The 26059-nt window shown below is 66.3% G+C and carries 20 protein-coding genes and 1 tRNA gene; 8 read left to right on the plus strand and 13 right to left on the minus strand.

Annotated features, from left to right (window positions below; all coding sequences use genetic code 11):
• Positions 1–141: 141 nt before the first annotated feature.
• The 4 genes from DEIDE_RS00210 to csaB all read left to right on the plus strand — a co-directional run bounded on the left by DEIDE_RS00210 (position 142) and on the right by csaB (position 4780).
• The gene (locus DEIDE_RS00210) at positions 142–1173 is read left to right on the plus strand and encodes a Glu/Leu/Phe/Val dehydrogenase family protein (RefSeq protein ID WP_012691959.1); all 1032 of its coding nucleotides are present in this window, start codon (positions 142–144) and stop codon (positions 1171–1173) included.
• Positions 1170–1793, plus strand: a complete 624-nt coding sequence (gene udk / locus DEIDE_RS00215) for a uridine kinase (RefSeq protein WP_012691960.1) — start codon at positions 1170–1172, stop codon at positions 1791–1793. The genes DEIDE_RS00210 and udk overlap by 4 nt, the downstream gene beginning before the upstream one ends.
• Positions 1794–1979: 186 nt before the next feature.
• Complete coding sequence (locus DEIDE_RS00220) at positions 1980–3797, plus strand: DUF5693 family protein (protein WP_012691961.1); 1818 nt, start codon at positions 1980–1982, stop codon at positions 3795–3797.
• Positions 3794–4780: a polysaccharide pyruvyl transferase CsaB gene (gene csaB / locus DEIDE_RS00225; protein ID WP_012691962.1), complete on the plus strand. Its 987-nt coding sequence runs from the start codon at positions 3794–3796 to the stop codon at positions 4778–4780. The genes DEIDE_RS00220 and csaB overlap by 4 nt, the downstream gene beginning before the upstream one ends.
• Before the next feature lie 51 nt (positions 4781–4831).
• Here csaB and DEIDE_RS00230 read toward each other — a convergent pair whose 3' ends face one another.
• From DEIDE_RS00230 to DEIDE_RS00245, 4 genes are all read right to left on the minus strand, one after another.
• Positions 4832–5365 carry a hypothetical protein gene (locus DEIDE_RS00230; protein WP_012691963.1) on the minus strand — a complete coding sequence of 178 codons (534 nt, stop codon included), beginning with the start codon at positions 5363–5365 and terminating at the stop codon, positions 4832–4834.
• Between the two features lie 84 nt (positions 5366–5449).
• Positions 5450–5914, minus strand: coding sequence for a PaaI family thioesterase (locus tag DEIDE_RS00235; RefSeq protein WP_012691964.1), 465 nt, complete (start codon positions 5912–5914; stop codon positions 5450–5452).
• Between the two features lie 48 nt (positions 5915–5962).
• Positions 5963–6526, minus strand: coding sequence for a DUF2231 domain-containing protein (locus DEIDE_RS00240; RefSeq protein WP_012691965.1), 564 nt, complete (start codon positions 6524–6526; stop codon positions 5963–5965).
• Between the two features lie 68 nt (positions 6527–6594).
• Positions 6595–7560 carry a CobW family GTP-binding protein gene (locus tag DEIDE_RS00245; RefSeq protein WP_041227294.1) on the minus strand — a complete coding sequence of 322 codons (966 nt, stop codon included), beginning with the start codon at positions 7558–7560 and terminating at the stop codon, positions 6595–6597.
• Between the two features lie 61 nt (positions 7561–7621).
• On the opposite strand from DEIDE_RS00245, the gene DEIDE_RS00250 reads away from it, so the two are divergent.
• On the plus strand, positions 7622–9391 hold the full coding sequence (locus tag DEIDE_RS00250; protein WP_041226954.1) for an ABC transporter ATP-binding protein: 1770 nt from the start codon (positions 7622–7624) through the stop codon (positions 9389–9391).
• Here DEIDE_RS00250 and DEIDE_RS17845 read toward each other — a convergent pair.
• Both DEIDE_RS17845 and priA read right to left on the minus strand, forming a co-directional pair.
• The gene (locus DEIDE_RS17845; RefSeq protein ID WP_012691968.1) at positions 9378–11048 is read right to left on the minus strand and encodes a glycoside hydrolase family 26 protein; all 1671 of its coding nucleotides are present in this window, start codon (positions 11046–11048) and stop codon (positions 9378–9380) included. The two genes, DEIDE_RS00250 and DEIDE_RS17845, sit on opposite strands and share 14 nt — an antisense overlap.
• A 46-nt stretch (positions 11049–11094) precedes the next feature.
• Positions 11095–13668 carry a replication restart helicase PriA gene (gene priA, locus DEIDE_RS00260; RefSeq protein WP_012691969.1) on the minus strand — a complete coding sequence of 858 codons (2574 nt, stop codon included), beginning with the start codon at positions 13666–13668 and terminating at the stop codon, positions 11095–11097.
• A gap of 61 nt (positions 13669–13729) precedes the next feature.
• Between priA and DEIDE_RS00265 the strand changes: the two genes are divergently transcribed.
• Entirely contained in the window at positions 13730–14614 is an 885-nt protein-coding gene (locus DEIDE_RS00265; protein ID WP_049760419.1) for a DMT family transporter, read from the plus strand.
• A gap of 60 nt (positions 14615–14674) precedes the next feature.
• Here the strand turns inward: DEIDE_RS00265 and DEIDE_RS00270 are convergent, their stop codons facing one another.
• From DEIDE_RS00270 to DEIDE_RS00280, 3 genes are read right to left on the minus strand one after another with little or no spacing between them, the layout of a single operon-like run.
• Positions 14675–16588, minus strand: a complete 1914-nt coding sequence (locus DEIDE_RS00270; RefSeq protein WP_012691971.1) for a coiled-coil domain-containing protein — start codon at positions 16586–16588, stop codon at positions 14675–14677.
• 43 nt (positions 16589–16631) lie between these two features.
• Entirely contained in the window at positions 16632–18281 is a 1650-nt protein-coding gene (locus DEIDE_RS00275; protein ID WP_012691972.1) for a hypothetical protein, read from the minus strand.
• Positions 18278–19012 carry a roadblock/LC7 domain-containing protein gene (locus DEIDE_RS00280; protein WP_012691973.1) on the minus strand — a complete coding sequence of 245 codons (735 nt, stop codon included), beginning with the start codon at positions 19010–19012 and terminating at the stop codon, positions 18278–18280. Before DEIDE_RS00280 ends, DEIDE_RS00275 begins: the two co-directional genes overlap by 4 nt.
• A gap of 126 nt (positions 19013–19138) precedes the next feature.
• On the opposite strand from DEIDE_RS00280, the gene DEIDE_RS00285 reads away from it, so the two are divergent.
• A tRNA-Arg gene (locus DEIDE_RS00285) sits at positions 19139–19215 on the plus strand.
• A 336-nt stretch (positions 19216–19551) separates the two neighbouring features.
• Positions 19552–20715: a M28 family metallopeptidase gene (locus tag DEIDE_RS00290; RefSeq protein ID WP_041226955.1), complete on the plus strand. Its 1164-nt coding sequence runs from the start codon at positions 19552–19554 to the stop codon at positions 20713–20715.
• Positions 20716–21331: 616 nt separating this feature from the next.
• Here the strand turns inward: DEIDE_RS00290 and DEIDE_RS00295 are convergent.
• The 4 genes from DEIDE_RS00295 to DEIDE_RS00310 form a co-directional block, all read right to left on the minus strand.
• Entirely contained in the window at positions 21332–22660 is a 1329-nt protein-coding gene (locus DEIDE_RS00295) for a GH1 family beta-glucosidase (protein WP_012691975.1), read from the minus strand.
• 175 nt (positions 22661–22835) lie between these two features.
• Positions 22836–23708, minus strand: a complete 873-nt coding sequence (locus tag DEIDE_RS00300; protein ID WP_041226956.1) for a carbohydrate ABC transporter permease — start codon at positions 23706–23708, stop codon at positions 22836–22838.
• Position 23709: 1 nt separating this feature from the next.
• Positions 23710–24684, minus strand: coding sequence for a carbohydrate ABC transporter permease (locus DEIDE_RS00305; RefSeq protein ID WP_012691977.1), 975 nt, complete (start codon positions 24682–24684; stop codon positions 23710–23712).
• Positions 24685–24753: 69 nt separating this feature from the next.
• The gene (locus tag DEIDE_RS00310) at positions 24754–26004 is read right to left on the minus strand and encodes an ABC transporter substrate-binding protein (RefSeq protein WP_012691978.1); all 1251 of its coding nucleotides are present in this window, start codon (positions 26002–26004) and stop codon (positions 24754–24756) included.
• Between the last annotated feature and the right edge of the window lie 55 nt (positions 26005–26059).

Here is a 26059-nt window from a genome sequence, read left to right on the forward strand (position 1 = left end):
ATGTCAGCGTGCCGTCTGGACACTGACAGCCTTCTTTCAGCCGGCACCGGACGCGAGGAAAAAGGCACATGGCCGCCGGGGGGTGCTACCCTCCAGAGACCGCGTCCGCGCCCGCGTGGCGTGCCGTTTTCGGAGAGCCTTATGTTGATACTTGAAGAGATGCAGTCGCGTGGCCACGAGGCCCTGACGCTGCTTCACCACGCGCCGACCGGCCTGCGTGCGGCCCTGGCCATCCACTCTACGGTGCTGGGCCCGGCCATTGCCGGTGTGCGCCTGCGCGATCAGGACGAGGAACTGGCCGTGCGTGGAGCGCTGGCCCTGTCCGAGAGTCTGACCCTGAAAGCCGCGCTTGCCGGGCTGAACTACGGCGGCGGCGCCTGCGTGCTGATGATGCCGGAAGCCGGGGTGGAAGACCCGCATGCCAGAGAGGCCCTGTTCCGGGCCCTGGGCCGGCAGGTGCATCCGATGGCCTCCCGGGTAGTTCTGACCGAGGACATCGGCGTGACACCCGCTGACATTGCCTTTCTGGCGCAGGAAACGCCCAGCACGCTGGGGATGAACACCGATACCAGCAGCGTGACTGGTTACGGCGTGTACCGGGGCATCAAGGCTGCGGCCCGGCATGCGCTGGGCAGCGAGAGCATGCGCGGCGTACGGGTGGCCATCGTCGGTGTCGGAGCCGTGGGCCGCTCGCTGGCCATGCACCTGCACCGCGAGGGTGCGCGGCTGACCATCTCGGATGAGCGGCAGGACCGGGCCGTGGCGCTGGCAGACGAACTCGACAATGTAAACGTGGCAGGTGTGGGCGAGATCCTGGATACCCCCTGTGACATCCTGTCGCCCTGTGGCTACGGCCACAGCATCCGCAGTGAGGACGTGCCCCGGCTGCAGTGCCGCCTCATCGCCGGCGGCGAGCACCATCCCCTGACCCGCAAGGGCGAGGGGGCCGTGAAGGAGGCTGGAATCGTCTATATGCCGGATTACGCCATCAATGCCGCCGGCCTGATTGCCGCGGCTACCGGAAGTGACGCCACCCACGCCGCCGAGCGGGTCTATCAGACCGTCAACCGCATCGTCGCAGCGGCAGAACAGTACGGCAAGGCCCCGCACGTGGTTGCGCGGCGCATGGCCGAGCGCCGCATTGACCTGATCGGCAGCCTGGGACGCGCATGACGGGTCACGTGCGCCCGTTTGTCATCGGTGTGGCTGGAGGGTCGGGGAGCGGCAAGACCACCGTGACCCGGCGGGTGATCGAGACGGTCGGTGGCAACGGCGTTTCGGTCCTGAATCAGGACAACTACTACCGCGACCAGTCTGATATTCCCTTCAACGCCCGGCTCAATACCAACTACGACCACCCCGCCGCTTTCGACTGGCCGCTGCTGCGTTCGCACCTTGACGCCCTGCTCTCGGGCGTGCCTATCGACATGCCGGAGTACGACTTTACGCAGCACACCCGTTCGGCACAGGCCAGCACGGTCCTGCCCGGCGCCGTGGTGGTGCTGGAGGGATTTTTCGCGCTGTATGACGAGGAGCTGCGTGAGCGTATGCACCTCAAGGTCTTCGTGGATGCCGACGCGGACGTGCGGTTTATCCGGCGTCTGTTGCGTGATACCCAGGAGCGCGGCCGCACGCCCGAAAGCGTGATCCAGCAGTATCTGGAGTACGTCCGCCCCATGCACCTGAGCTTCGTGGAGCCCACCAAGCGCTACGCGGACGTGATCATTCCGCACGGCGGCATGAACGAACCAGCGCTGGACATGCTGTCTGCACGTATTCGCACCACCATCTGAGATCCAGAACCCCGTACTCCTCCGGCCGTCACCGCCTTTGGATGGATGACATCTGCCGTCTGTGGCGCGCAGCATGGCCGGCGTGAGTGCCCGCCCCTTTAGGATGTGCCTGTGACCGATCCGACCCCCACCCGCCCGACCGAGCGCGGGGACCACTCTTTTCCTTCCTCTCCGTCAGGCCTGCGGTTGCCACCGGCCACCCGCCATCCCTGGACCCGCGCCCTGCTGGGCGTGATTCTGCTGTCGCTGATTCCGGCGCTGATCCTGGCCACGCAGCGCGTTGCCTACGAGCAGACGCAGAAAACGGTGGCCCTGGTCATGGATTACCCGGCGCTGTCCCTGCAGGCCCGGCGCCTGGGTCTGGAGCCGCAGGCGCTGCTCGACCGCTATAAGGGGCTGGGCCTCAACGGCGTGGCGGTCTACGAGGACGTGATCGGCAGCCTGGAACAGCGTGGGGAGATCTACATCCAGCCGGGCGCAGAGCTGGCGGTGCGCTACCCCGGCTCGGAAGTCAAGGCGCAGAACGTCTACGTGCGTTCGATCAGGCCCGGCGCCGCAGAGGCCCTGCCGGCGCGCTACACCATTCCTACCCGTCAGGTACAGGTGGGAGGAGAGACCTGGACCGAGTGGCCCACAGACCCCCGCTTCCTGCCTACGGGCCCCAACCGTGAGCAGATTGCCGACCTGAAGGCGCAGGGTCTCACGGTGATGTACCGGCCCTATGCCGACGACGCGGTAAGGGCCCCCGGGGCCGACTGGCCGGACGTGCCCTTTGTGGCGTTTACCGGCGATGAGGTGATCGGGGCGCGTACGCCTGAGCTGCTGAACGACATCAATGTTCGCCTGGGACAGCGGGTGCCCGCCCTGATCGAAGGCAATGGGCAACGCGGTCTGGACATCCTGGTCGCCACGCACGGCGGGGCCCGGATGTTCGCCATGAACCCGTCGTGGCAAAACCGGCTGGGGCCAGAGGAGGTGGCCAGCAAGTACGGACTGGCTGCGTCCGAGCGCAGCATGCGGCTGCTGTACCTGCGCCCCTACCCGACCGTCGGCGAGACCGAGGCCATGCTGTCGCGCCTGACAACCCTGCTGGCCAGTAAGGGCGTGAAGGTCAATCAGCCGGTCATCGAGCCGTTTCAGGACAACACACTGCTGCGGGCCCTGAGTCTTATGGGTCCGCTGGCGGCCCTGCTGCTGCTGGGTCTGAGTTACCCGCTGCCGCGTCTGGGAATGCTTGTGGTGGGCATGTCGGCTTTGCTGGCCTTCGGCCTCAACCGCTTTCATCCTTTTGAAGGCGCAGCGCTGGTCGCGGCCGTGACCTTCCCGGCGCTGGGGCTGGTGCTGCGGCGCCACCGGGTTTCGGACTGGTTCCTGGCCACAGGGCTGTCGCTGGCCGGGGTGCTGTTCGTCTCGGCGCTGGGGGCCAACAAGGCCAGCATGCTGGGCCTGGAGCCTTTCCGGGGCGTTGGTCTGACCCTGCTGCTGCCGCTGCTGCTGGTGGCGCTGAGCTTTCTGCCTCGTCAGGACATCCGCAAGACCGCCCGTGACCTGTACGCCGCGCCGATCAAACTCGGTGACATGGCCGTGATGGCGCTTGGCCTGGCTGTGTTTGCGCTGGTGTTCCTGCGCCGCGGCAACACCACCAGCGGCGTCAGCGTGACCGACACCGAAGCCAAGGTGCGTCAGGGACTCCAGGACAGCATCGTGCGCCCGCGCTTCAAGGAACTGGCTGGACATCCCCTCGGGTTGATCGGCCTCAGCGGCGTGCTGCCGGGGTATCTCGGCGCGATGCTGATTCTGGGCGGCGTGATCGGACAGTCGAGCATTCTCAATACCTTCTCGCACTTTCACACTCCGCTGCTGATCAGTGCCGCGCGCGTCTTTATCGGCCTGGGCATCGGTCTGATTGCCGGTCTGGTACTGATCGAGGCCTTCAAGTTCGGGCTGCGGCTGTGGCACACCTACCGTCCTGAAGGACAGTCTCGTCTGGAGGTGCAGGCATGAGAAGCACGTCCAAGCGCGTGACGGTCAGCGGTTACTACGGGTTCGGGAATACCGGCGACGAGGCCATTGCCCTGGCCATCAGCCGGGAACTGCGGGCGCGCGGAGTCGCGCCGCTGCTGCTGTCCAATACCCCGGCCGAAACGGCGCAGTTTGCGCACAGTGAAGCGGCGGCACGTATGAATCCGCTGGCCCTGCTGCGCGCCCTGCTGCGTTCACAGGTGCTGCTGTCTGGTGGCGGCGGTCTGCTGCAGGACAAGACCAGTGCGCGCACCCTGACCTATTACCTGGGGGTGATTCGGCTGGCCCAGCTTCTGGGCCGGCGGGTGGTGGTGTTCAACCAGAGTGTGGGTCCGCTGTCTCCCGAGGGAGGCCGCAAAGTACAGGCTGCCCTGAAAGGCGCCCGCGTGATCGTGCGTGACCGGGGCAGCCTGGAAACCCTTCGCCAGCTGGGGATAACGGGGGAACTGGGCGGCGACCCGGCGTTGCTGCTGAGCCCCAGCCCGGGGCTGGTCCGCGACCAGCGCACCGTGATTGTGGCGCCGCGGGGTGACGTGACTGACGCGACAACCACGCTGCGGGATGTGGTGGCGGAACTGCGCACCCACGGTCGCCGGGTCGTGGCCCTGAGCTTCATGCCGGACCACGATGACACGGCTGCCCACAGCCTGGGCGCTGACGAGGTCCTGAGCACCCGTGATCCCCAGGTCGCGCTGGACGCCATTGCGCAGGCCGGCTTCGTGATCGGGGTGCGCCTGCATGCGGTGATTCTCGCGGCGGCTGCGGGCGTGCCGTTTGCGGGGATCGCCTATGACCCCAAGGTTCTGGGCTTCTGCCAGGATGCGGGAGCACCCTCACACCCGACGTTTCTGGACCCGCAGGTGATCACGGCGCAGGCGGTGGCTCTGCTGGACCCGGACTGGGCAGCCGTGGCTCAGATGAAGGAGCGCGCGGCCAAAAGTTTTGACCGGGCTTTGCAGCGCTAAAGGATAGGCAGACGCGGAGGCTTTGGCCTCCGCGTCTGTTTTTACCGGGATTCAGTTGCTGGCGACTACTGAGATGGAAAGCGGTACGTCGCTGTCGGTAATGCCGTCGGAATAGGTCAGCTCAGCGACACGTAGCGCCACTGCCCTGGCATCCGCGTCGGCGCTGACTTTCAGGACGACCTTGACCCTCTCGTAGTAGCTCACGGTGGTTTGGAGACGGGTCTCTTCTGTGCGTGTTGTTTCCTTCATGACTGCCGCACGGTCCAGACGGACGTTGACGCCCTGCGGCAGATTGCTGGCTTTGAGGCGCAGCCAGCCGGCGTGGTGCTCGACCGAGTTCACTTTTCCGCCGTTCACATTGTCAAAGTCGATGCGCAGGTCATTGAAGTACTTGTCGTTGACACTGATCGCCGAGCGCGGGTAGATAAGCTGCACGTAGCGGGTCTGGCCGGGCTGAATTTTCACTACGGAAAGCGGAGTGGTCAGCACTTCAGGGGTCAGGGCGCCACCCGTCTGGGCGGGGGCACAGGCCCCCAGCAGGGTCATCAGAGCAGGTACAGCCGACAGGAGCATATGCTTCTTCACAAACCTCAGCCTATGCTCAGCAGGGCATCATCGTGTGCTGGTTTCAGCAGCATGGCGGGTGTGTCCCCTGGAGGGAAGAGCCGTTCAGGCCCCGGTGTTGATCACGTTGCAGGTGCAGCGCGCCAGACTGGTCACGCGGCCCCGCTCATCCTTGATTTCAATGCTCCAGACCATCACGCTGCGGCCCCGGTAGACCAGTTCGGCTTCTCCAGTCACAAACCCCCCGCTGACCCCCCGTACGTGGGTGCCGTTCAGGTCTACGCCAACCGCCACCTGCCGGCTGGGGTCCAGGTTGAGCCAGGAGCCTACACTGGCCAGTTCCTCGGCCAGGGCGAGGTTGGCTCCGCCATGCAGGCGCCCTGCCGGCTGGAGATTGCCCTCGACCGGCAACCGGGCCACCACCCGCTGCCGGCTGATACTGAGAAACTCGATGCCCAGGCGGTCGCCTAAGGTGCCGGACAGACCGTTCATACGCCCGGCCAGTTCCTCGGGGGTGTAACGCTCGAAGTCTTCTGCCGTGGGCATGCGCAGGTCCGGATGCAGGGTCATACGGCCCAGGATAGGTGAGCGCGCCGGGCTTTCCAGTTCCGCTGCCCTTCAGCCGCGCGCCTGCCCCACCCCGTGCCGGTACACCAGTTCCCCACCCAGTACGCCGCCGCAGGCGGCCAGCACCAGCCCGCCACCTGACAGGGCGCGGCCCAGCCGGCGGTGACCGCGCTGCCGGGCCAGCAGCGAGCCGGCGGACAACACGAAGGCAGTCTCGTTGATCAATCCGTGCACCAGCCCGGTGCGGCGCGCCTGACCCTGTGTCAGGGTCCAGTCGGCCCAGCCAGCAGCGATCGCCGGAAGGGCGCCCACTGTTCCCAACAGCAGGGCCTGATCCGCGGCGTGGTCGCGCTGGTCCGTGCGGCCCGGTGCCCAGTCGAGGATGCCAGCAACGATCCAGCCTCCCAGGGGCAGATGAATCAATGCCGGATGCAGCGGGTGTCCCAGTTTCTCACCGTGCAGCGTGGCGCGCACCCTGGGAGGAAGACGCTCCAGCGCCTGTTTTACCAGCGGCTGCAAGTCGCGGGCCAGAGCCTCCACGCGGCCGTGTTCACTCAGGGCGTCTTCGAACCGGTGGGTGGGCGCGTCTGATTGCTGAAAGGACGGCAGTCGCATGCAGACCTCCTGTCGTTCCTACCGTAGCTGTTCGCCGCTGCACTGGGGCGCTGACTGACCTTGTGGTTTTATTCCGGGATCAGGTCAGCCGGGTCAGGGGTCAGACACGCTTGGAACCCCTCTTCATACTCGGCGCGGTCCAGGCCACGGCCGATCACGACCAGTTCGCTGCTGCCGTCGGCCTCATCCCAGGCGTCGGCGGTGAACAGGTCACGCACGGCCTGAAACAGGATGCGCTGCGGGTACCCGTGCAGGCTGAGAAAGCCCTTGACCCGCAGCACCTCCGACGGCCGCGAGAGAATCATGGACGTCATGAAGCGCTGCCAGGCGTAGGGATCCAGTGGGCGGTCTGCCCGGAGCGTGAAGGTCTTCAGGCCCGGCGTGTGCTGCACCGGATCTGCTCCTTCCAGCACACGCGGGTCGAAATCGTCGCGTGAGAGCAGGGCCGCTGCATCCACCTGGGCCTGCTCGACCCGGACCAGGCGCGCCAGCGGATTGATACCGCGCAGCACCTCCCCGGCGTGATCCAGGCGCGCCGGATCGGCAAGGTCAGTCTTGTTCAGCACCACCACGTTCGCGTAGGCCAGCTGCCGGGCGGCCTCAGGGTGCTCGCGCAGGGTCTGCAACACGTGCCGGGCGTCCACCACAGCCACCAGGGTGGTCACCTTGAACGCGGCGCGCACCGCACGGTCCAGCAGGGTGGTCAGCACCGGGGTGGGATCAGCCACGCCGCTCAGTTCCACGATCACCGCGTCGGGTTTGTGTTCACGCATGCCGATGCCCACCAGCGCGCGCACCAGATCGTCGCGCCCGGTGCAGCACAGACAGCCGGCAGTCAGCTCCTGCACGTCCTCGTCCAGACGCTCGATCAGGCTGCCGTCCACCCCGGCCTGCCCGAACTCGTTGACAATGATGCCCAGCCGGTGCGGAAGGCTGCGGATCAGGTGGTTGACCAGGGTGGTCTTGCCGGCTCCCAGAAAGCCGCCCACCACCACCACCGGAATGCGCCCGTCGTTTGCTCCAGAGGCCGTCATGGCTCCGATCATAGGGCGTCCGGACCAGTGCCCCGCGCTCCTGCGCGCTACCCTGCCGGCAATGCCTGAAGCCCCCTCTGTGACCCGGCGACTGTATGGGCTGCTCACGCCCTACCGCCGCCGGGTGGCCCTTGGCCTGACCCTGCTGCTGGGCAGCGTGGCGGCCGAGCTGTATCCGCCGTTGGTGTGGATCCGCGTGGTGGACCAGGGCCTGCCGGCGCGCGACTGGACCTTTATAGGCACCCAGCTGGCTCTGCTGGTCGTGGTGTTCGGGGTGCAGCAGTTGCTCTCGGCGTGGCGCGGGCTGATCCTGGAGCGCGCCGGACAGCAGCTGACCCTGGACGTGCGCCTGGCGGTGTACCGCAAGCTGCAGTCGCAGTCGGCTGCGTATTTCGAGTCCCAGCGCACCGGGGACCTGATCGCCCGCGTGACCGGCGATGTGGACGCCCTGCAGGACGTGCTGGTGCGCGGCACCGACTCGGTGATCGCCAACCTGCTGCGATTGATCGGGGTGATTGGGATCTTTATTGCCCTGCAGCCCACGCTGGGCGTGCTGACCACCCTGCCGATGCTGGCTGTGGGCCTGATGCTGTGGCGGTACGGCAAATCGGTGCGGCCGGCCTACCGCGCGGCACGTTCCCGCCTGGGCGACCTCACGGCCCTGATCACCGACCGCCTGAGTGGCGTGCGGGTCGTGCAGGGCTTTGCGCGTGAGCAGGCGGAAAGCGCCCGGGTCGAGGCGCTCGGGCAGGCGCTGTACGCCGAACAGGTCCGCGCCGTGGCGCTGCGTAACCGTGCCTTTCCGCTGGCCCGCTTCGTGGGCAACCTGGGCAACGTGATCATGCTGGGCGGCGGCGCGTGGCTGATCATGGCCGGGCAGTTCACCCTGGGCGGCCTGCTGGCCTACCGCGGCTACGGGCGTTACTTCTACGGCCCCATCGACGACCTCGTGAATATCGGCGACCTGTTGCAGCGTGCCGAGGCGGCCGGACGGCGGGTGTTCGAGGTGCTTGATGCGCCCGTGGACATCGTGGAGCGCCCGGATGCGCGCGAACTGCCGTCTCCCGCCCACGGCGAGGTGCGCTTTGAGAACGTGACGTTTGGTTACAGCCCGGCGCGTCCGGTGCTGCGCGACGTGAGCTTTCATGTTCCGGCAGGCCAGCGTGTCGCGGTGCTGGGCGAGTCGGGCGCGGGCAAAAGCACCCTGCTGGGGCTGGTGACCCGCGCGCATGACCCGCACTCAGGCCGCGTGATCCTGGACGGGGTGGACGTCCGCGACCTGACGCTCCGCAGCCTGCGGACCGGCGCCGTGACCATGCCGCAGGACACCTTCTTGTTCCACGATACGGTGCGCGCCAACGTGACCTATGCCCGCCCCGAGGCGGCCCCGGAAGAGATCGAGGCCGCCCTGCGCGCCGCGCACGCCCTGGACTTCGTACGTGCCCTTCCCGAAGGTCTGGAGACCATGGTGGGGGAACGCGGCGTGAAACTGTCCGGGGGTCAGCGCCAGCGGCTGGCCATTGCCCGGACCCTGCTGGCCCGTCCGGCACTGCTGCTGCTCGATGAACCTACCAGCGCGGTGGACGCGGAAAGTGAAGCTCTGGTGGTCGCTGCCCTGGACCGGCTGATGCAGGGGCGGACCTCGCTGATCGTGACCCACCGCCTGAGCCTGGCCCGCGGCGCGGACCGGGTCCTGGTGTTCCGGGACGGCCGGCTGATCGAGGACGGCCCGCCAGCACAGCTGCGCCTGCGGGGAGGCGCCTACGCCGCGCTGGAACGCGCCGCTGAAGCTCTGGAGCGCGGCGAGGTGGTGTCCCTCAGCGAGGTGTGACGGCCTCGAACGTCCGGGTATCCGAAAGCAGCACCTGTCCCGCCGCACCCAGAACCTGAACGTCCAGACGGTGGGTACCGGCGGTGAGCAGCCCGGCCTCCAGCGTAAAGCGGTGCGGCAGCGTTGCCTCGACCTGAACCGGCCGGCCGTCCAGACGCACCCGGACTTCACGGGCAGGCTGAGCCAGCTGCACCCACAGGGCTCCGCTGGCCCGCTGACCCGTGAGTAGCTGCGCCGGCCAGGGAGTCGGAACCGCCGCCCGCTGGGACGCAGCCACAGCGTCCCAGCGGGTCAGGAAGGCGTCCTGAGACCGCAGCGTCCCGAAGGCACTCCACTTGGCCGGGCTGCCAAACAGCCGGTAATCGTTGCGGCGCTGCCAGACTTTATTGCCGTTCGGTCCGGCCAGCATATCCAGGTCCAGCCAGTTGATGTTCTTCAGCCGGGGCATGGTCAGCCAGGCGCCCCAGTACACCTCGCGCAGCTGCTCGGCGGCGAAGGCGCTGTAGTCCTGCCCAGGCGCAGCCCCGCTGCGGTGTGACGCGGCGTATTCGGACAGCTGAATAGGATGGCTCAGCGCGTAGCGGTCATAGAAGGCGCGCACCAGATCCAGCGGATGGGCGTTCAGGCGCGGCTGGCGCACATCTCCATTTTCGAACGGCAGGCTGTACAGGCTCAGGCCGGCCCAGTCCACGGCGTCTGCCCCCGGGTAGTAGGCGGCCATGCGGTTCAGGTCGCCGGGCATGGGCATCCAGACCATGGCCACATTTGGGGCCTGGGACCGGACCAGCCGCGCCACCCGCGCAAAGGTCGTGCGGTACAGGGCCGGGTCGCGTGACCAGGCGTTCTGGGGATCGTTCATCTCCGAGGCGAAACGCAGGAAGATCGGCACGCCGCTGCTCCCGGCGGCCTGGGCAAAGCGCAGGATGATCGCGTCGCTGATGGACGAGAGCGGCATGCCCGGCTCCAGGGCGAGGTGCAGCGCGCCCGCATTGGCCTTGACGGCCTGAGCAAAGCGTCCTGGAAAGACTTTAACCGGGTCGGTGGACGCCGTGAACTTCCAGTAGCGGAAGGCCACAGCAAAGTCGCGTAACGCTGGTGCCAGCAGGGGCGGGCTGCCGGAGACGCCGCTGGCGTCCACATAAGTCCCCAGCAGAATTCCCCGTGCGGGCTCCAAGCGGGCCAGCCTCTTTGGGGCGTCCGGGGTCTGCCGGCTGGTGAGCAGCATGGGGCGCAGCACCTGCCGGTAAGGGGCGGTCTGGTGCTCCAGGGCGCGCGCCGTGATGTCGTCGCCCCGGGCGCGGTAGCGGGCAGCGGCCTGTTCGTAGGCGCGGGTAGCGGCCTCATAGTCGCCCAGTTTGACCTGGGCGTCTCCCGCCGCGCGCCAGTTCGCCGCAGAGGGATTGAGGGCTGCCGCCTGCAGGAAAGCCTGAGCGGCCCGGGCATGGTCTCCGCTGCGGGTGGACTGCCGGCCCAGGGCATACCAGCTGTCGGCTGTGCGTGGCTGCGGTCCTGGCCAGGTCGTGGTTGCCGGCCGCGTCACAACTGCGCGTACAGGCGAGGCCGGAAGAAACGTCGGTGGGTTCTCGGAGAGCAGGGTGGCGGCCGACGGCGGGGTGCCGGTCAGGGTCAGCAGCACCAGAGGAAGAACGAAGCGCATCTCGCTCCATCATTCCAGCCCACAGGGCCACGGTCCACTGGCTTTTTTACAGGCCGCCGCGCGGGTTGACGTCCACCCGCACCCGGGCTTTCCAGGTGCGTGAATCCAGCACGGCCAGCAGCTGAGCCAGCCGGGCGTCACTGCGCGCGCGCAGCATCAGGTGGTAGGGATAGACGCCGCGCACCCGGGCCACCGGGCTGGGCGCCGGCCCCAGCACCTCCTGTGCGGTGGCTCCGGCCCCGTGCAGCGCGTCAGCCAGTTCCTGGGCAGCCAGCTGAGACTTTGTGGCCTCCCGCGCGGTGACTTCAATCTGCGCCAGGCGAGCGTGCGGCGGGTAGAACAGCTCGGCGCGTACCCGTTCCTCGGCGGCCGGGTAGGCCAGCGTGTCGCGGCCCTCGGCCAGCACCCGCAGGGCCGGATGGTCAGCCTGGAAGGTCTGGACCACCAGCATCGGAGCGCGGTCCGGGTGCCACTCGGCCAGCTGGCGCAGCAGGCGGTGGTAACGCTCGCTGGCCCGGAAATCCGACACGTTCAGCCAGGTGTCAGCCAGTGTCACGCCGATCACCGCCAGATTGGGTGGAGCGGGGTGCGAGAGCAGGAGCTGCGTGCCCACCAGCACCCCGTTTTCCCCGGCCATCAGGGGCCCCAGGTCATCCTGGCGGTCCTTGTCCAGCCGGTAGACCGGAAAGCCCGGCAGCAGTTTGCCGACCTCCTGGGCAATCCACTCGGTGCCGGGACCGCGCGCTTTCCACATCCGCTCGCCGCAGTTGTCGCAGCGGTCAGGGATGACCTCGTGATAGCCGCACTGGTGGCAGGTCAGCTGGCGGGTTTCCTGGTGAAAGCGCAGCGGCACGTCGCAGTTGCGGCACTGCGGGGTGTGTTCACAGCTTGGGCAGCGCAGCAGGGCGCTGTAGCCGCGCCGGGGGGCGACCAGCACCGCCTGACGCCCGCGTTCCTGCACCTGACGCAGCACGCGGGAAAGGTCATGGCTCAGCGGATAGCCCATGTCGCCCGGCGTGAGGTGCACGCCACTCAGCGGTCCCAGTTCCGGCTGCTCGGGCGGGTGGGCATAGTCCACCACATGCAGGCGGGTGCGTGGCGGCGGCAGCACCGCTCCCGGGTGCGGAATGCTTTCTACCGCCGGGGTCACCCCCACCAGGGCCAGCGCGGCGTCCTGCTCGGCAGCCACTCTCGCCGCCAGGTCCGGAATAAAGGCCCTGGAGCCGCTTTGCAGCTTGTAGGCGTCACTGCCCTCTTCCAGCACCACCAGCAGCGCGAGGTCCTCAACCGGTGCACTCAGGGCAAGGTAGCTGCCGATGACCAGCCGCGCTGCCCCACTGCGCACCAGGGCCCAGGCGTGCTCGCGCTGGGCGTCTCCCAGCTGTCCGCTGATCTGCACAGCCTGCGTATCACTGATCTGCGCCAGCCCGGAAAGCCCTTCCCAGGCGCGGCGCAGCGCGGCATGTTCCGGGGCGATGACCAGCACGCCGCGGCCCTGCGAGAGCAGCCGGGCAATACGCGGGGCCAGCACCCGGAAGCGGTTGACCGCGCGGCCACCATGCAGACGCCAGACCGGCGCTTCCGGCAGGCGGTCGGGATCGGTGGCCCCTTCGGTGCCCGCAGCGGGTTCCGGCAGCGCGGGCGGTGGCGCGGGCTGCTGCACATGCGCGGCCCAGCCCCGGGCCGCCAGGGCGCCCGCCTGCGTCACGCTCAGCGGCACTCCGGCAAGCGCGGCGCCATTCGCCCAGGCAGTCAGCGAGTCGGCCGGGCCATGCTCCCGCAGCCAGGCCCAGGCGGCGGGCGCTTCTCCCAGTTCTGCGACCATCAGGGCTCCACCTGCGTTCAGGGCGCCGGTGGTCACGCCACTGCTGACACCGGCGCCCCGGGCCCACGCACTCAGAGAGGTCTGGGGGCCGTGGGCAGCCAGCCACTCACAGGCGTGGCGCTGCTTGGGGGTCAGGTCGTCCGGCAGGGGAGAGACGGCGCGCAGCAGCGTTACGGTCCGGGCTTCGGCAGGCACGTCGTTCAGGTCGCGGGCCGCGATAACGGTCCGGGTGCGGCCCAGCGCCGTAAACGCTTCCTCCAGCAGACCCTGCTCCCGGACGGCGTCCAGCAGCGGCGGCGCGAAGGTCACGGCGTCACTCCAGCTGTTTCCCGGCGCGCGCGGCCCGAAAGCGTTCAGGTCGGCTCCCTCTACAGCGCGCACCTCGTGGGTACACAGCGACTCCCAGCCCACGCACAGCAGGTCGCACCACACCAGCCCGGCCGGCAGGTGGGCGTCTGCCGCCCAGGCGGTGACCGCGCGCACGGTGGCCGGCGTCACCCAGGGTTCGGCCGGATCGTCAAGCACATGCACCGCCTCCCGCAGCCGGTGCCCGCCCCGGGGTTCGCCTTCACCAACCACCAGCCCGACCACCAGTTCGCCCCGCCACGGCACCAGGACCCGGCAGCCCAGCGGCGCCTCACCCGGCGCACCCGGGTTGACCCAGCCATGCGGCACAGCGAAGTCGTAGGCCGGGACCGGCAAAGGCACCGCTACCCGCCACGGCACCGCCACCCGTGCGCTCGCCGTGGTGTTCCGGGGTTCAGGCAACAGCGCAGGGGCGGCAGGTCCAGACATCCACCCCGAGGCTAGCAGAGCCCACCTTCCAGCCCCAGATGGCCGGATTACACTGCGCGGCGTGACTGCTGTTCGTACCCCCACGCTTGCGCACCCCCACACAGGTCTGGCGTGGGGTCTGGCCGCCGCTCTGGCCTTTTCGACCCTGGGCATCTGGGGCAAGCTGGCCACCCAGGCAGGGTTGAGCAGCTTCACGACCCTGGGATTTCGTTTTGGCCTGGTGGCCCTGGTGCTGCTGCCGTTCACCGGCAGACTGGACCCGGCTATGCGCGTGCGCATGCTGGGGGTGGGCGTGCTGTATGCCCTGGCCACCACCTGCTTTTTCGGTGCGCTCGACCGCATCAGTGCCGGTACCACCGGGCTGCTGTTGTACCTGGCCCCCGCCTTTGTGGTGCTGCTGGGCTGGATCCTGGGCCGGCGCCCGGGCGGCGCGCAGCTGGGCGCCGTGGTGTTGGCTGCCGCTGGCCTGGGACTGGTGGTGGGCCTGCCAGGACCGGAAGATCATAATCTGGCGGGTCTGCTGCTGGGCGCCGGGGCGGGCCTGTTCTATGCCGTCTACCTGATGGTGTCCGAGCGCTGGCTCAGCGGCGCGCCTGCGCTGGCCAGCACTGCGCATATGGCGCTGGTGGCCGGGGTCTATTTCACCGGGCTTTCGCTGCTGGAAGGCACCATGCAGATGCCAGGCACCTCGGCGCAGTGGGTGGCCGTGCTGGGCATGGCGGCCATCCCCACCCTGATTGCGGTGCCGGCGCTGTACAGCGCTGTGCGGCACCTCGGTGCGGCGCGGGCCAGCCTGCTGGGAACACTGGAACCGCTGTTTACGGTACTGCTGGCCTTCTTCATCCTGGACGAGGCCTTGCGCCCGGGGCTGCTGGTCGGCGGGGTACTGATCCTGGCGGGTGCAGTCCTGTCCCAGCGGCGGCCAGGATCAGTGGCCGGGTCCTGAAGGAAATGAAGCGGCCCCCCAGCCTGATCGCTGGGGGGCTCGCTCATTCCTGGCCCCTGCTTAGGGCTGACCGGTTTCCAGCCAGCGCATGGCGACCTGCTCCAGAGTTTCGCGCTTCACAGCGCGCGCCAGACGCCATCCCCCTGACCCGGCCGCCCGCGCGGCCCAGTCGTGTGAGGCGTCCCGGAAGTCCAGGCTGGTCATCCCCAGGGTCCCGGCCTGTGCCAGCAGGGCCACGACCCCTTGCGCGGCCACGTCGTCTGAACCGTCCACGATCCGGCCCGATTCGATGACCCAGGATTCCAGGGCTGCGTCCTGCGCAGCTTCCGGAACCGTGGCCACAACTGGGCTGTCTTCCACCCCGCCAAAAAGGTCGTTGTCGCCTCCCCCCATGTCGAATACACCCAGCAGGCCGCTGAGAGCGTCCTGGCCGAAGGTCGAGGTAACCTCCTGGGCGGCGCGGTATTCGGCGTGGGCTTCGGTCAGCAGGGCCTCAGCCTCTTCGAGGGCCTGGGCGTACCGCTCACGCGCTTCGGCACTCATGGGGCCCAGGCGACGCTGGGCACGCAGGGAGTCGGCCATCCGCCCGAGGCGCTGGGTGGTTTCACCGGCCAGGCCACGGACCGTGTCGTACTCGCGGACCACGCGGTCAGCGCGGGCGTCGAAGTCCTCTCGCTGCTGTGCGGCGGCGCCCATATAGCGCTCCAGGACGGTCCACAGCGGCGTGAGGTCCATGGTCTCACCGGCAGCCACACGAAGCTGTGCGGCCGTAATCAGGGGAGCAAGTTCCTCGCTGGCTCCAGCGACATCGCGCGCTGAGCGCTCCAGCTCCAGCAGCTCACGCTGCAGTCCCAACAGCTCACCTGCCGCAGCGCCACCTTTGGCCAGGGCCTGACGCGCACTGCGCAGCTCCATCAGCTCATCGTTGATCAGCGTGCCGCCCAGCAGGCTGTTTCGGGCGGCATCGAGCACCACGCGCACATCGGCTCCAGCACGGAGCGACTCCAGCTCGGCTTCCAGGGCCTGGAATTCACTGCGCTGGGCGTCAAGCAGCCCGGCGCGGGCCTGCGTCAGTTCGTCGCGCCATGCCTCGACCACCTCAGCGGTGAGCTGCCCGGCCTGCTGCTGGGCGCGCAAGGTGTCACGTCGGGCTTCGAGCTCAGGGCGCGCGCGCAGCAACGGCGCAAACTCACGTTCCACCCGGTTGAACAGCTGTGCGCTGTGTTCCTGCTCCAGGGCCAGCACACGGGCCTGGGCTTCGGGGTCCACGGTCACCGGGGCTGCTCCCTCGCCTACCGGCTGCACCACCGACGATTCAAGCAGTTTGCGCAGCTTGAAGGTGACACTGCGCGCGCGCTCGACCTCGGCAGGCAACAGGGTGCCCTGCGTCTGCGCTTCGTCAATCTGGGTCAGCAGGGTTTCGAGACGGCGCACATCGCGGCTGCCCATCCCCTCGACCCGTTTGAAGGTAGCGCGCAGCTCGGCCAGGTCCTGGGCCTGGGCCACCAGGCCTTCTTCCAGCCGCCGGGCCATGCCGGCCAGCAGGGCGTTGCCTTCCTGAACCAGCGCGCTGATATCGCGTCCGCCCTTCTCCTCCTCGCGGGCAACGCCAATCAGTCCGCGCAGACGCTGCATTTCTGGCCAGTCAAAGTACAGCGAGAAGCGGCGCGAGGCCTCCTCCAGCTCCGGGAGCAGGCTTTCGGTCATGCTGGGCAGCAGCCGCTCCTGGGTGGACTTCATCAGCTCATTGAGGACTTCCGATACCCGTTTCTTGGCCAGCGGTGCAGGAACGCTCAGCTGCAGGCGCTTGAACACCTCGCGCTTGAGGATGTCTTCGAGCGCCGCTACATCCAGGTCGTTCATTGATTTTCCACGGCTCTGGGCGGCGTCCTGCATGATGCGCTCAAGTGCGCGCGGCGAGACCAGATCCCCGAGCATCTTGATCGGCAGACGCGACAGTCCGCCCGAGGTCATGCAGCTCCTCCGTGTGTTACAGGCGTGCAGCGGTCAGTCAGAGTCATACGTCATCATCCCAGTCCAGGCTGGCGTCCTGTGTGTCATTCTTCGCGCTTGCGCCCCGGCCCAGCAGTCCGAACTGCTCACACAGGCCCCGGAAACCAAAGGCCAGCATCCCCACGGCTCCGGCGCTCAGCAGAGCCCAGACCGGCAGGGCATAGGTTCCCTGCGACAAAGTGAAATTCAGCAGGCTGCGCAGCGGACCGACGCCCAGCAGGTCACCCAGTCCGCCCAGCAGGCCAAACAGGCCTTCAAGCAGTGTGGGCAGCAGCAGCAGCACCAGCCCGGCTGTAATGGCGCGCCAGTAGGTGTTGCGGCCACCAAAAGCCAGGTTGAGCAGGTACAGAGGCACAGCTGACAGCAGCGCCAGCAGCAGGAAGGTCAGCACCCGGACCCAGCCGCCGAAGCCGCGCGCCACCCCTCCTGAAACCCGGTCCAGCACGCTGGCGGGCTGCCCGGCCGCTGTACGTTCGAGGTTGCTCAGGCCGCCGATCAGGGCCTGGACATCCGCGGGCCGCAGCACACTCCGGGTGCTGGTGCTGCGGACGTCAGCCAGCAGGCGGTCATAGCCTGCTGCCCCACGCAGCGATGAAGGAGTGTCCGCCAGTGCCCGTTCGGCCTGCCCCAGTTGGGCCCGCGCGGTGTCCAGGTCGGCGTGACTGGCGGCGCTCAGGGAGCGTCCCAGTGCTGCGTAAGCGCCATCGAGCCCAGCAGGGACAACGGGAGCCGCGTTCCTGCCTGACGTTGTGTCTGATGTCGTGGACGCTGGGGGCGCACTGACCGCTGGGGGATCACCTGCCGTGGCCGGGCTGGAATTCCCGGCTGTTCCGGCAGGGGTGCTTTCAGCTGGGACAGTTGCTGGCGCAGTAGGCGTGGCAACTGGCGCTGCGCGCCTGGCGGGCGGGGTAGCCAGAGTTGAATTCAGCTGCAGGGAACCGGCCCGCAGGGTGGCCAGTGACTGGTTCAGCGCAGCCAAGTCGCCGCCCGTCAGCTGACGCAGGGCCTCTCCGAACTGTGCGACCTTTAATGTGGTGCCCGGTGCGTCCTGCACCACCGTGAACCAGCTCGTGGCTCGCACCAGATTCAGGTACGAAGCTGTGTTCTGTTCAGGGCGGGCTCCCTGCAGGGCGGCATTGACCTTCTGTGCTGCGGAGCGCTGCAGCCTCCAGGCCACCCGCTCCAGATCACCGGTCTGGGCATCTTGTATAAGGGCCTGTGCGGCTGCGCCCTGCAGGCCGAACTCCCGGTTCAGCAGGCGCAGCTGTGCACTGCCATTGGCCGGCTGCCCGCCCAGTCCGGCCAGGGTCTGGTCGTACAGCGCCTTGCGCATCAGGCCACGTGCCAGCTGCACCTGGGCCTGCAATTCAGCTGGGGTGCGGGCCAGTGAGGCGCGTGCTGCCCCCAGAGAAGCTTCTAACCCCGAGATGAGCTGCCGGTTACGCAGCGTCGGGGCCAGGGTGTCAAGCGCTTTCTGTGCGCGGTCAAGCTGCGTCAGTGCTGCGGCAGCTGAGGAGGGACGAACTGACGCCGCCTGATCCAGGCTGGCCGCCAGCCGGCCATACGCACTGAGGTCCTGTGCTCCAGCGGCTCCGGCTCCGGCGACCAGCAGGGCCGCATGCAGCACACCCAGGCGCCGGAGACGGCAGGTCATGCGCTCACCTGGCTTACCTGAACCTGCTGCAATTCCACCAGCAGGCGTCCCACATTGACCTGGGGTCCAGCCACGACAGCCACGCAGTAGGCCCCCAGAGGCCGGACACACACTGTCTGACCACCCAGTTCGGCAGCCATCAGGCTCAGGCCCTGTTTCTGAAACAACATGGCGGTCGCAGCTACGGCTCCACTGAGTCTCGAAGCGTCCTGCAGGGCCCTCATGCTGAGGATTTCTCCGCTGGAGCGGCAGATCATAATGCCCTGCACGCCGTTAAGCCGCGCCAGTTCAAGAATCAGGTCTTCCTGCTCCTGGGAATTTTCAAGCTGGTAGCTTCGCGTGGTCAGACCGCTGGTGTATTCGGGATCGTCAAATTCAAAGTCGTCTGCCGAGAGGTTCAGGTCCACCCAGCCTCCCTGGGTCACTTCAGGAGTCTCGTCCCATGCGGCATAGGGCTCAAGTTGTTCGAACAGTGTGGGTGCTTTGGGGTACTGCGAGGCCAGCTGAGCAGACAGGCGCTGCAGTTCCTGACGGGCCCGGCCTGCTGGCATGGCAGACGACAACCGCGTCAGCAACGACCCAGAGAGGACCTTTTGCATTTCCTCGGCAGTGACCGTATCCGGCTGAACATTCTGTTCCCGCAGCGCCGCGCGCAGCATGGTCTCGGCGGCCCGTTCGGATACAACGCCTGATAAGGCGCGCGCAATCATGGTGTACACAGCATTGGTCATGGGAACCTCAAGGAAGTATAGGTTGGTGTCACTTACATTTTTGTCTCATACGCAGGCCTTTACTTCCTCCCGGTGCTGCTCTGGCAGCCTGCTATACTCCCGTCGCCTGTGTTTGATCAGGCCCATGCACTCGTAGCTCAGTTGGATAGAGCGGCCCCCTCCTAAGGGGCAGGCCACTGGTTCGAATCCAGTCGAGTGCACCAGGTAAACAAAAGAGACCTCCGGAAATCGCCGGAGGTTTTTTCATTCTAGTATTCGACCACTTTTACTTTCCAGGCAGGCTCAGGCGTGGCCTTGATGATGAGTCCTGTCAGGTCAGCAGTGTCTCCGGTTGATCAGAAGAATCTGGCTGGGTTTCCGGCTCTATTCTCGGTGGCCCAGGCTTTGATTCGCACTGAGAGACAAACTGTATTGGAGCGCTGACGCAGGGCGCCTGGAACAATACCCTGAATGTACGCGCTCGATGGGCTCCGGCCACCCGGCATAGAACCGTAACAGACGGTGGAGTGTTTGGTTTCACGGCATGCTTTGCTGAAGGCATGCAAACTTGGAAACTGGGCGCCCTGACGGGCGCGCTGATGCTGGTGTCCTCCGCGCTGGCCAACATCGAGGAGGACCTGAGCACTGTCCTGAAGTTCGGCCCCCGTGTGGCAGGCAGTGAAGCGAACGAGAAAGCACGCGCCTACTTTGAGGCACAGTTCCAGGCCCTGGGCTATATGACCCGCCGGGATGTATTCACCTACCCCCGATTCGACGATCTCGGCTCAGACGTCCGGGTGGGTACCCGGACCCTGGCTGGCCGGGCACTGGAAGGCAGCACCGGCGGAACAGTAAGCGCCCGCGTGGTGCGCGTTCCGGGCGTTGGCACACCTGAAAACTTCAGAGCCGTGAATGTCCGCGGTCAGGTGGCAGTGGTGCAGCGCGGCCAGATTCCTTTCCTGGAGAAAGCCAGGAATGCCCTTGCTGCGGGTGCGGCCGGGCTGATCGTGGTGAACAATGAAGACAAGGAATTGCAGGGCCGTCTGGGTGAGCGTACGGAGTTGCCGGCCCTGGCAGTCAGCAGTTCCACAGGTGCAGGGCTACGTAATGATGAACGGGTGACCCTGAACGTACGTGTGCGTGACGGTGAGGTACGTGGCGTGAATGTTGTGGCGTTCAAGTCTGGCGTGACCCGGCCTGAGATCCTGTTCGGGGGCCATATGGACTCGGTGCTCCGGTCGCCCGGGGCCAACGACAATCTGTCGGGCACGGCGGCAGTAGTAGAAATCGCGCGGCGGACGGCGACGACACCTATGGCGCAACGCAGCTACTTTGTGCTGTTCGACGGCGAGGAGGACGGTCTGCGCGGCTCAAGAGCCTTTGTCAAGGAGAACCCCTTGCTGGTGCAGGGCCTGAAAGCCATGTTCAACTTCGACATGGTCGGTGTGAATGTGACTCCGCTCAACGTGTCTGGTGAGAGCCGGCTGGTGGACATTGCACGTCAGGCGGCGCAGATTGCCGGGTCGTCTCCGGACCGGGGGGGCAGTGACCAGGCGCCCTTCGCGCAGGCGGGTATTCCAACCCTGTTCTTTCACCGGGGTCTGGACACCAACTATCATCAGCCGACCGATACGCTGGCCGATCCAGCGCTGATCCGTGCCACGGTAGACGCAGCCCTGAAGACAGCAGATGCCGCCCTGCTGGCAGTGCCCGCTGGGCGCTGAGGGACCTGTTTCAGGCAATGAGGGCCAGGTGATTAAGTCGGGAAGCACGCAGGACACTGAACCTTTTCTGTGCAGCTGCAGTGCTGGCCCACATCAAACAACCGCCTGCGCGGAGAAGCCAGGGATGTATCTCAGGTGTAGGCCGAAGCATTCCCCTGCGTCTCTGGTTGTGACTGTGCTCCTGGCTGATGACTTTGGCAGCCGTAAGCCCCAATTCGCGCCAACTTCTCAACAGGTTCAAATTGTCTCCTTGGCGGAGGGATACAGCGGAAGGTCGACCGGCAGTAGAGTCTTGACCCCGCGGCAGGTGACGACATTGCTCTGCTGATTCCGGCAAGTCGGGGTGGGACAGCCAACCTGGGGAACGTGTGATCACAACCCGGCAGCGCCGCTGACACAGACGCTTGGCACCGTCTTCATGAACTGGTGTGTGTAGGGGATACTCCAGCCGGGTTGGCACAGGAGGCTCTGCACCCAGGCCTATGTCCGTTACATGCCGCGCGGGACCCCTATTCATAGGCCGAAGTCTTCAGGCTCTGCCCCTCAGTCTGCCTGTGCTTAACCCCACAGAGAAGGGACGCCCGGTTGTGCGGGCGTCCCTTCTGTCTGTGCTTTGTCAGTCCGCAGCGACCGGTGTCCGCGCCATCAGTCCCTGAAACCAGCGCCCTGAGTCCTTCCAGGTGCGTTCCTGGGTCTGGTAATCCACGTAGAACAGCCCGAAGCGGCGGCTGTAGCCGTAGGCCCACTCGAAGTTGTCCAGCATGCTCCAGGCAAAGTAGCCGCGCACGTCTGCGCCCTGCCGGGTGGCCTCAATCACCGCTGCCAGATGACGCTGGTAGTAGGCCAGCCTCTCCGGGTCATGCACTATGTCTGCGTGCCCGCGCTCGTCGGGGTAGGCGGCGCCGTTCTCGGTGATGTACATGGGCGGAACCGGGTACTCACGTTGCAGCCGCAGCAGCAGATCGGTCAGCCCCTGCGGATAGACCTCCCAGTGCATGTGGGTGTATTCGGCGTCCTGGGGCCTGACAGGCCCCTGCGCCGAGACCAGCGAGCGGGTGTAGTAGTTGACGCCCAGAAAGTCCAGCGGCTCACGGATCAGGGCGAGATCACCGTCCTGAACGTCGGGGACATCCTGACCGAAGGCGTCCCACATGTCCTGCGGGTACGCTCCCCGGAAGACCGGGTCCAGGAACCAGCGGTTGGCGTAGCCGTCGGCATACTGCGTGGCGCGGGCATCCTCCGCACTTTGTGACGCCGGGTATGCCGGCGTCAGGTTCAGGACCAGCCCCAGCTCAGCGGGTTTGCCCAGTGCCCGCATAGCCTGCACGGCCTGACCGTGGCCCAGCAGCAGATGGTGCGCAGCAGCCAGCGCGAGGCGGCGGTCGCGCAGCCCCGGGGCGTGCTCTCCGATGTCGTAGCTCAGAAAGCTGCTGCACCACGGCTCGTTCAGGGTCGCGATGCTGCGCACCCGGTCGCCCAGACGCCCGGCCACCAGCGCGGCGTAATCGGCAAAGTGGTGGGCTACTTCCCGGTTGGCCCAGCCACCGATGTCCTGCAGCGGCTGCGGCAGATCCCAGTGATACAGCGTGGCGTAGGGCTGGATGCCGCGTTCGAGCAGGCCGTCTACCAGCCGGTCATAAAATTCCAGGCCCTTCTCGTTGACCGCGCCGCTGCCGGAAGGCTGGATGCGCGGCCAGGCCAGGCTGAAGCGGTAGGCGTCCACCCCAAGTTCGCGCAGCAGGTCCAGGTCCTCGGGCCACAGATGATAATGGTCACAGGCCACGTCGCCGCTGGTGCCGTCCTGAATGCGTCCGGGCTGGCGGCAGAACGTGTCCCAGATGCTGGGGCCGCGTCCGTCTTCGGAGGCAGCGCCTTCAATCTGATACGACGAGGTGGCGGTGCCGAAGATAAAGCCGTTGGGAAAGTCCTTGCGCGTCAGGGTCATGTCTTGTCTACCTCGAAATGAAAAGAAAACGGATCTATGCGGCGTTGACGTCCTTCCTGGTTGTCCGGTGTGGGTCCCGGTCGGCCATCCACCACGTCAATTCTTTGGTGTGTGCTGATCGCCCCGTGCCCGTGCTCTGCTGGGAAAAGCAACAGAGGTAAGGGGCAGCTTCGTGTCAGCCCTTGAGCGCGCCGCTGGTCAGCCCCGCGATCAGCTGGCGGGAAGCGATGACAAACAGAATGAGCAGCGGAATAACCGTCAGGGCCACCCCGCACATCAGTGCGCCCCAGTCGGTGTTGGCGATCCCCTGCAGGCTGCGCAGGGCCAACGGTGCGGTGGAGGTCTGGTCGCTGCGGAAGATGATCAGCGGCAGCAGGAAGCTGTTCCAGGACTGCACGAAGGTCACCAGCCCCAGTGTGGCCATGGCCGGTTTGGTCAGCGGCAGCACCACGCGGCGGAAAATGCCGAACTCGGTCGCGCCGTCGATACGGGCGGCCTCGATCAGTTCACGCGGGATGGCAGTGCCGATGTACTGACGCATCAGGAAGATCCCGAAGGCGCTGGCCATGCCGGGCACCCACAGCGCGCGCGGTGTGTCGATCCACCCCAGGGCCTGCATGATCAGCGCGAACGGCACCAGGTTCAAAGTGCCTGGGATCAGCATGGTGGCAATCAACAACCCGAACAACGGCTCGCGCCCCCTGAACTCGTACATCGCGAATCCAAAGCCGCCCATCGTACAGAAAAACAGGGTGGTGGCCGTGGTCATCACGGCCAGATACAGGCTGTTCCACAGGTTGCGCCAGAACGGCGTGCGTTCCAGCAGGTTGCGGTAGTTCTCCTGCAGATTGTCGCCAAACCACAGCGGCGGTGGCAGCTGAAAAATATCGCTGCGGTCGTGCGTGGCGAATACGAACATGAAGAAGAACGGTGCCAGGGTCAACAGACCCCCGAAGAAAAGCAGCAGGTAAGCGGCCCACCGTGACAGCGGCACCACGGTGGCTTTCTTCGTGCGCGGCTGCGGCGCCGCCATAGTGGATACGGTCATCTCAGTCTCTCCCGGCCAGCCCGCTGCGTCCGAAGATGCGGTTGTTGAGCAGGGTCAGCACGCCGATCACCAGGAACAGCAGCCAGACCATTGCGGCCGCCAGACCAGCGTCGGAATACGCGGTGTAGGTGCGGTACATGTACATCACGGTGGTCAGGCCGGTCTGCCCAGGCCCACCCGAGCCGTTGGTCAGGATGAACGGCTCCTCGAACAGCTGGAAGCCGCCGATCAGGCTCAGCGTCACGGCCATGAACATGGTGGGGCGCAGCAGGGGCAGCGTGATGAAGCGGAACTGCTGCCAGCGGTTGGCGCCGTCTATCTGTGCGGCCTCGTACAGCTCGCGGGGAATGGCCTGCAGACCTGCCAGATACAGCAGTGTGTTCCAGCCGGTGTAGCGCCAGATGATCACGGTGGCTATGGCGGGCTGGACGGCCCCGGGGTCTCCCAGCCAGTTGACCTTCTCAGCTGGAAACAGCGGGCCGATAACGGGCACGGTGTGAAGGGCATTGAGCGCTGCGTTGATCGCCCCGTACTGCCAGCTGAACAGCGTAAAGAAGATGACCGAGATGGCCACGATGGACGTGATGTACGGCAGGAAGTAGACGGCCGTAACCAGGTTCTGGATACGCCGCAGCGACGTATGGATCGCAATGGCCAGTGGAATGGCGATCAGATGCTGAGGTATGCCGGACTCCACAGCCAGGATCAGGGTGTTTTTCAGTGATTGCCAGAAGGTCGGGTCGGTCAGGTTATCGGTATAGTTGCGCCACCCGACAAATTTCATGCTGCCCAGGCCCGTGGTGGGCTGCCAGTCCTGGAACGACAGGTACAGCGAAAACAGGATCGGAAACAGCCCGAAGGCGGCAAACAGAATGAAAAAGGGGCTGATAAACAGGTACGGAGCATACCGCCGCTGAAAGTTGTTCCAGCGGGCAGCCAGAGAAAGGGTAGGTCTATGGGTCAGGGGCGCTTGCACAGGACTCCTCGCTTCAGATCAGTGCGGGGGCAAGGCCGGATCTCACCTTGCCCCCGGACGTGGAAACGGTCAGCGGACGCGGCGCTCGATCAGGCGCTGGGCCTGCGTCAGGGCGTCTTGCACGCTCTGGTTGCTGGTCAGCATGTTGCTGATGGCGTCATTGACGATCTGTTCGGCCACCGGGTCCTGCCTGTTGACGTCGATCGGCTTGATTTTCGTCGCGGCGTCGCGCCACTGCAGCCGGGCCTTCTGACCTGCCAGATACGGCACGCCCTCGTTGAACAGCGGAGCATTCTGCGCCGCCTTCAGCGCGGGGAAGGCGCCGGTGGTGCGGAAGGCCAGGATCTGCTGGTCGCGGTTGGTCGTCAGGTACTGGATGAGCGCCCAGGCCTCGGCCTTGTTCTGACTCTGCGCCGGAATGGCGTAGAAGGAACCGCCGTAGCTGGCAAACGATCCGCCCGGCAGGTTGGCCGCCGCCCATTTGCCGCTATAGTCCTTGGCCAGCCAGTTCTGCATGTGGCCGACCAGCCAGGCCCCACTGAACTCGGTGGCCAGGTTTCCCTTCTGGAAGGCAGTGGTCCATTCCGGCGAGAAGGCGGCGCCTGCCTTGGCGTCCAGTCCGGCGTCACGGATCTGCTTGGCGACCGTGAAGGCGCGCACGAAGCGTGGGTTGGTCGGGCTGACCAGCAGTTTGTTGCTCTTGTCGAAAAACAGTCCTTCGCCGCTCTTGAGGCCCGAACGAAGGATAATCTGCGCGGCCTGCGAGGCGTCGGGCAGCAGGAAGGCGCCGGGGTTGGCCGCCTTGATCTTGCGTCCGGCGGTGATATACGACTCCCAGCTGCGGTTCAGTTCGGCCGGTGTCACGCCAGCTTTTTTCAGCATGTCAGTGCGGTAGAACATCGAGCCTGGGCCGATGTCGGTGGGCATGCCGACCATGCGGCCGTCCTGGGTCATGGCCTGCGGGAAGGTGTAGGCCACGAACTGACTGCGCAGCGCACCCGCGTTGTACGGCGCCTTGCTGATATCCACCAGACCGCTGCCCTCAGCGAACTTGGCCACGTAGCCGAAATCCACTGCTTCCACGTCATTGGCACCCTTGCCAGTCGACAGCGCCGTAGCCAGGGCCGTGTGGTGATCGGGGTAGGCTTTGGAATTGATCTTGACCGTTACATTGGGATACAGCTTGTAGAAACCGGGCAGGGCGGCCTTCACCACGCTATCCAGGTCCGGGAAGACCCCGACTGTGATGGTCGTCTTGGTCTGGGCGCTGGCGAGGGTGGTCAGGGCGAGCAGGGCGGTCACGGCAATCAGCTTTTTCATCTTCGCTCCTAGTCAGAAGAGAATTCGGGGGCAGGACTGGATGGTGGTCAGAGGG

Origin of the sequence: Deinococcus deserti VCD115 (assembly GCF_000020685.1) — a bacterium.
GTDB lineage: Bacteria > Deinococcota > Deinococci > Deinococcales > Deinococcaceae > Deinococcus > Deinococcus deserti.